This is a genomic window from uncultured Meiothermus sp. (assembly GCF_937863175.1).
Classification (GTDB): Bacteria; Deinococcota; Deinococci; order Deinococcales; family Thermaceae; genus Meiothermus.
Window position 1 is genome coordinate 1 of sequence record NZ_CALMCQ010000137.1, and the last position, 4,907, is coordinate 4,907.

7 protein-coding genes and 1 pseudogene are annotated in these 4,907 nt (G+C 59.3%); 2 read left to right on the forward strand and 6 right to left on the reverse strand.

All coding sequences use genetic code 11. The features are described from left to right. The first annotated feature begins 131 nt into the window (after window positions 1-131). On the forward strand, window positions 132-1,160 hold the full coding sequence (gene folE2 / locus Q0288_RS05480; RefSeq protein ID WP_299428356.1) for a GTP cyclohydrolase FolE2: 1,029 nt from the start codon (window positions 132-134) through the stop codon (window positions 1,158-1,160). Window positions 1,161-1,182: 22 nt separating this feature from the next. Here folE2 and sufU read toward each other — a convergent pair whose 3' ends face one another. After that, on the reverse strand, window positions 1,183-1,635 hold the full coding sequence (gene sufU, locus Q0288_RS05485; RefSeq protein WP_299428359.1) for a Fe-S cluster assembly sulfur transfer protein SufU: 453 nt from the start codon (window positions 1,633-1,635) through the stop codon (window positions 1,183-1,185). Window positions 1,636-1,733: 98 nt separating this feature from the next. Here sufU and Q0288_RS05490 point away from each other — a divergent pair, with 98 nt between their 5' ends. Beyond that, window positions 1,734-3,527, forward strand: a complete 1,794-nt coding sequence (locus tag Q0288_RS05490) for an ABC transporter transmembrane domain-containing protein (protein WP_299428362.1) — start codon at window positions 1,734-1,736, stop codon at window positions 3,525-3,527. 89 nt (window positions 3,528-3,616) lie between these two features. Here the strand turns inward: Q0288_RS05490 and Q0288_RS18045 are convergent, their stop codons facing one another. The 5 genes and pseudogenes from Q0288_RS18045 to Q0288_RS05510 form a co-directional block, all read right to left on the reverse strand. Next, the gene (locus Q0288_RS18045) at window positions 3,617-3,712 is read right to left on the reverse strand and encodes a transglycosylase SLT domain-containing protein (protein WP_366914728.1); all 96 of its coding nucleotides are present in this window, start codon (window positions 3,710-3,712) and stop codon (window positions 3,617-3,619) included. Window positions 3,713-3,821: 109 nt separating this feature from the next. Next, window positions 3,822-3,929: pseudogene (locus Q0288_RS18050) on the reverse strand (ATPase/DNA packaging protein); the annotation flags it as partial. A gap of 178 nt (window positions 3,930-4,107) precedes the next feature. Then, window positions 4,108-4,386, reverse strand: coding sequence for a hypothetical protein (locus Q0288_RS05500; RefSeq protein WP_299428365.1), 279 nt, complete (start codon window positions 4,384-4,386; stop codon window positions 4,108-4,110). 169 nt (window positions 4,387-4,555) lie between these two features. Beyond that, complete coding sequence (locus Q0288_RS05505) at window positions 4,556-4,741, reverse strand: hypothetical protein (protein ID WP_299428368.1); 186 nt, start codon at window positions 4,739-4,741, stop codon at window positions 4,556-4,558. Further along, the coding region (locus tag Q0288_RS05510) for a hypothetical protein (protein WP_299428371.1) at window positions 4,725-4,907 on the reverse strand (183 nt) is incomplete at its 5' end. The genes Q0288_RS05505 and Q0288_RS05510, both read right to left, overlap by 17 nt.

Here is a 4,907-nt window from a genome sequence, read left to right on the forward strand (position 1 = left end):
AGTTCCCCTAAACTGCATTAAGTGCCTGAGCCAGGCTGGAGGGAGGTGGTTCAGGAAACGATTAGCGCGTTCCCCCCGAACAGAGTAGCCGTCAGACTGCTCGAGGTTGCTGACGGAAAAGGAGACCGCCCTTGCTAACGTACAACAAGCAAATCCTCGATATACCCCTGCCCAAAGAAGACAAAAACGGTATCAAAAAAGCCTATCTGTTTCCCAACAACACCGGCGCAGAACCCGTCATCAGCCGCAGCTACGATGCCGATTTCCGCCCTGATGCCGCCTACAAAGCCAGCCTGCCCGATATGACCGAGACCGTAGACTCGGTAGAGGGGGCCAATGTCCCCATCCAACAGGTGGGTATCTCGGGCTTCAAGCTGCCATTGAAATTTGCCTCGCCCAGGGGGGAAGCCCTGACCCTCGAGGCCACCATCACCGGTACCGTCTCCCTGCAAGCCAACCTCAAGGGCATCAACATGAGCCGCATCATCCGCACCTTCTACGCCCGAAAGGAAGAGGTCTTCAACCTTGATACCCTGGGCAATATCGTTCAGGACTATCAGCGCGAATTGGGCAGCCTGAGCGCACGGCTCAAGGTTGCCTTCAGCTATCCCGCCCTGGTGCCTTCGCTGCGCTCCGGGCTGGAAGGTTATCAGTTTTATAGCGGCAGCTACGAAGCAGTTGTCGAGGAGAGCCGCCCAACACGCCGCTATGTCGAACTCGATTTCGTCTACTCCTCGGCCTGCCCCTGCTCAGCCGAGCTGGCCGAGCACGCCCGCGACACCCGCCAGGCCTACGCTATTCCGCACAGCCAGCGCTCCAAGGCCCGCATCAAAGTAGAGGTCGCTGCCGACACCGTGCTGCATCTGGAAGACCTGATCCACCATGCCCGCGAGGCCCTCAAGACCGAGACCCAGGTGATGGTCAAGCGTGAAGACGAACAGGCCTTTGCTGAGCTGAACGGGGCTTATGTGAAGTTTGTGGAAGATGCAGCCCGGCTGGTTTACGAGCAACTATTGTCCGACAAGCGCATCTCTGACTTCCAGGTGGCCTGTTCCCACCTGGAGAGCCTGCACTCCCACGATGCGGTCTCGGTGATTGCCAGGGGTGTATCCGGCGGACTCCGCGCCGACTTCAGTGATTTCAGCAGCCTGGTCTGTTAGGGCTAAACCAGAACTCGAGGGTCTACGGATTTTTGGCTCGAGCCTCCAGTACGCCTGAATCGTGGGCGGCTTGCTCGAGGGCGTTCCAGGCCAGCGTGGCGCACTTGACCCGTGCAGCCAGTTTGTGCACCCCAGCCAGCGCGGCCAGGTCACCTAGCTCAAGGGTGGGGGCGGCTCCCTCTACGATCATGGCTTTGAACTGCTGCTGTAACCCCAGTGCCGCCTCCCAGCTTTTTCCCTTTACCAGTTCGGTCATCAGCGAGGCCGAGGCCTGCGAGATGGCACAGCCCTGTCCGCGAAAGCGCAGGTCGCGTATGTGCTCTCCATCCGTTAAGACCATCAGCTCTATCTGGTCGCCGCAGGAGGGGTTGTCGCCCATCACCCGTACGTTGGCCGAGTCCAGCGGGCCGTAGTTGCGGGGGGACTTGTAGTGTTGCAGAATTATTTCCCGGTATAGTTCGTCCAGAAGGCTCATCTTCAGGGCCTATTGTAAAACCTATGGGTGGGGCATTCACCCCCCATGCACAATCTCAAAGTCATCAGCACCAGCAGAATATCCTGGAGGGTTGAATTATGCGCACATTCAGTAATCCCCCGGCCCGTGACCCGGCAACTCCCAAACGAGATTTTGGTCAGTTGCGTCGCCTGCTGACCTATACCCGTCCCTACCGGTGGGGTCTGTTGCTGGCAGGCCTGGCCAGCCTGATTTCGACGGCCTTCTGGCTTGCTTTTCCACAGCTTGTGAGCCGACTGCTCGACACCTCCATTTTCAGACAGGACGACCTGGGCCAGATTGACCGCTACACCGGATTACTGCTGCTGGTTTTTGCCGGACAGGCCCTGTTTGGTGGGGTGCAAAACTACCTGTTTGCTCGAGCCGGCGAGGGGGTGGTGGCCGATATTCGCAAGAGCCTTTATAGCCACCTGCTGGGCCTTTCGTCGCGCTTTTTTGAGAACCACAAGACCGGCGACATCACCAGCCGCCTGACCTCCGACGTTTCAACCGTGCAGGCCGTAGTCTCTACCGCCCTGGTGCAGGTCTTCACAGTACCGGTGATGTTTATCGCCACGCTGGTCATCCTGTTTATCACCAACTGGAAGCTCTCGCTCTTTATTCTGGCGGTGGTGCCGCTGGTAATCGGGGTCGCGATTGTGCTGGGGCGGCGCATTCGCAAGATCAGCAAGGAGTTTCAGGACAAAATCGCCGAAGCCAACGCCAGCGCCGAGGAGTCCATCGCGGGCATCCGGGTAGTACAGACCTTCAACGCCGAGCAGCTCGAGTCGGATCGCTATGCGGGCCTGATCCGGCAGTCCTTTAGGGTAGCCCTGCGGCGTGCCCTGAACTCGGCGGGGCTGGGTTCTACCGTCACGTTTACCATCTTCAGCTCGCTGGGCCTGATCTTCTGGTTTGGCGGACGGCTGGTAGCGGGGGGCGAGATCACCCCTGGTCAACTGGTCTCGTTTATCCTGTATGCCTTCAATGTGGCCATGAGCGTGGGAACCCTGGCGGGCATCTGGGCGCAGGTACAGAGTGCACTGGGAGCCAGCAGCCGCATCTTCGAGTTTCTGGATATGCGTTCGGATTTGCTCGAGCCCGCCCACCCAAAAAAGCTGGAAAACTTGCACGGCGAGGTGCGCTTTGAAGAGGTTCAGTTTGGCTACGGCGAGCGGGGCCCGGTGTTGAACCGGGTGAGCCTGGCCGCCCGGCCCGGCCAGGTGGTGGCCCTGGTCGGCCCCAGCGGGGCGGGCAAAAGCACCCTGATTACCCTGATTCCCCGCTTTTACGACGTAACCGGCGGACGCATTACCCTCGACGGGGTAGACATCCGCGACTTCGGCCTGGATGATTTGCGTTCGAAGATTGCCAGCGTACCTCAGGAGACCCTGCTGTTTTCGGGAACCCTCGAGGAAAACATCCGCTACGGCAAACCCCAGGCCAGCCAGGCTGAAGTCCTCGAGGCCGCCCGTGCCGCCAACGCCCACGCTTTTATTAGTGAGTTTCCCGAAGCTTACCAGACCATCGTGGGTGAGCGGGGGGTCAAACTCTCGGGGGGCCAGCGGCAACGGGTAGCGATTGCTCGAGCCCTGCTGAAAAATCCCCGGATTCTGATTCTGGACGAGGCCACCAGCTCGCTCGACTCGGAGTCTGAAGCCCTGGTGCAGGAGGCCCTCGACAAGCTGATGCAGGGCCGCACCACCTTTGTGATTGCCCATCGGCTATCCACCGTGCGCGGAGCCGACCAGATTGTGGTGCTGGATAAAGGCCGGGTGGTGCAACAGGGTACTCACGAGGAATTGCTGGCCCAGGGAGGGCTGTACAAAGACCTCTACGAGTTGCAGTTTGCTCGAGACATAACCCCGGTATAGCTGGTCTCAGTTTAGGTTCTCAGGTCAGTATACCCACTGGCCCGGCGGATGATCTTGTCTACGTAACCGTTGTTTCGTCGGCCTTGCTGTTAGGCCCCTGGGCCGACGTTGTAGGCGTGCAGCGCGGCGCACCAGCTTCCAAGCCTGGCCTGCTGTTTGGCCAGGTAGCGCACCCCGGCTTCCACCGCGTCCCGCAGCCGGGCCGGGTGCCACCAGGGTACCGGGTCGCCAGGCCAGGGTTCGTAACCCCTCCCCCAGCTCGGTAAACTCCTGCTTGCGGTTGACGATGATCAGATGCCGGTAGCGGCCCTCCATCGAGCGAATCACCTGGCGGGCCAGGGCGCTCTTGCCCGAGCCTGACTTGCCCACCATCAGCAGGCGGAAGGTCTGTCTACCGGCCACGTTCAAACTCCGATACAATTATGACGGGTAGTTTTTCTTTTTTTGCCGCCAGGTAAAGTGGTTTGTCCAAGGTAAAAAATTGTAAGTTGCTGCGAAACGTCTGTAAAGCAAGCGCTGCCGCCAGGTGCACGGCATCTGCTCCTTTCAAGGGATGCCTTTGACACAGGTCAAAGGCTTTCTAGCAGACCGTTCTTGATACAGGCAGCACCAGCCAGTTGTCCAGGTTGTTCAGCAAAAACGATTGGATGGCTCTTCCTTCAGATTTACTGAGGCTCTTCCTCTGCACCATTGCTCTGGTTGCACCCGCGATTTCTGGTACTACCAGATTGCAGATGCCGATGTATGCCGTTTCCTGGTAAATCGATAAGGCCAGGCTACTGAAGTGTTCTTGAGTGTGTATTTGGATTAATGCGCTGGTATCAAAGACAACAAGCTCATCTCCGTTGTTCTTTGACATACTCGAGGGAGCCTTTTTTGCCTTTAAGTTTGACTTGGGGGGGGAAGGGCCTTTTACCGGGAGTGACAGGCTCGAGAACAAAGAAATCATGCGCCCACGAGGTTGGGTTGGGGCCAATGACTTTTGGTTTGGGCGTTTTAGGAGCCGCACGTTTCATATTCTTAGCTTATCATGCACGGTAGTTTTGCCATATCGCCCACCCTGCCCGGGCCGCCAGGCCGAACGCTACCACCGCCTGGGCGGTCTCACACTTGGGGCAGCCCTGTTGATGCCGCAGGTTGTGCAGCCTGCCCAGGCCCAGGTACAGCCCCCCGGCCAGGACGGCGTAGGGGAAGAGGTCAGGCCACGTTGGCATGACCCTCCCAGCGCCGGGGCCAGCCAATCCGACCGGCCTGGGCCTGGCGTTGCAGGAAGGCCCAGGGGTCTACGTAGTGCTGCAACAGCCGTTCGCGGTCGTGCATGGGCCAGTCCTCCCAGCGGGCAGGTCGCCGGGTGAGGATGTCGAGGTGGAGGTGGGCGGT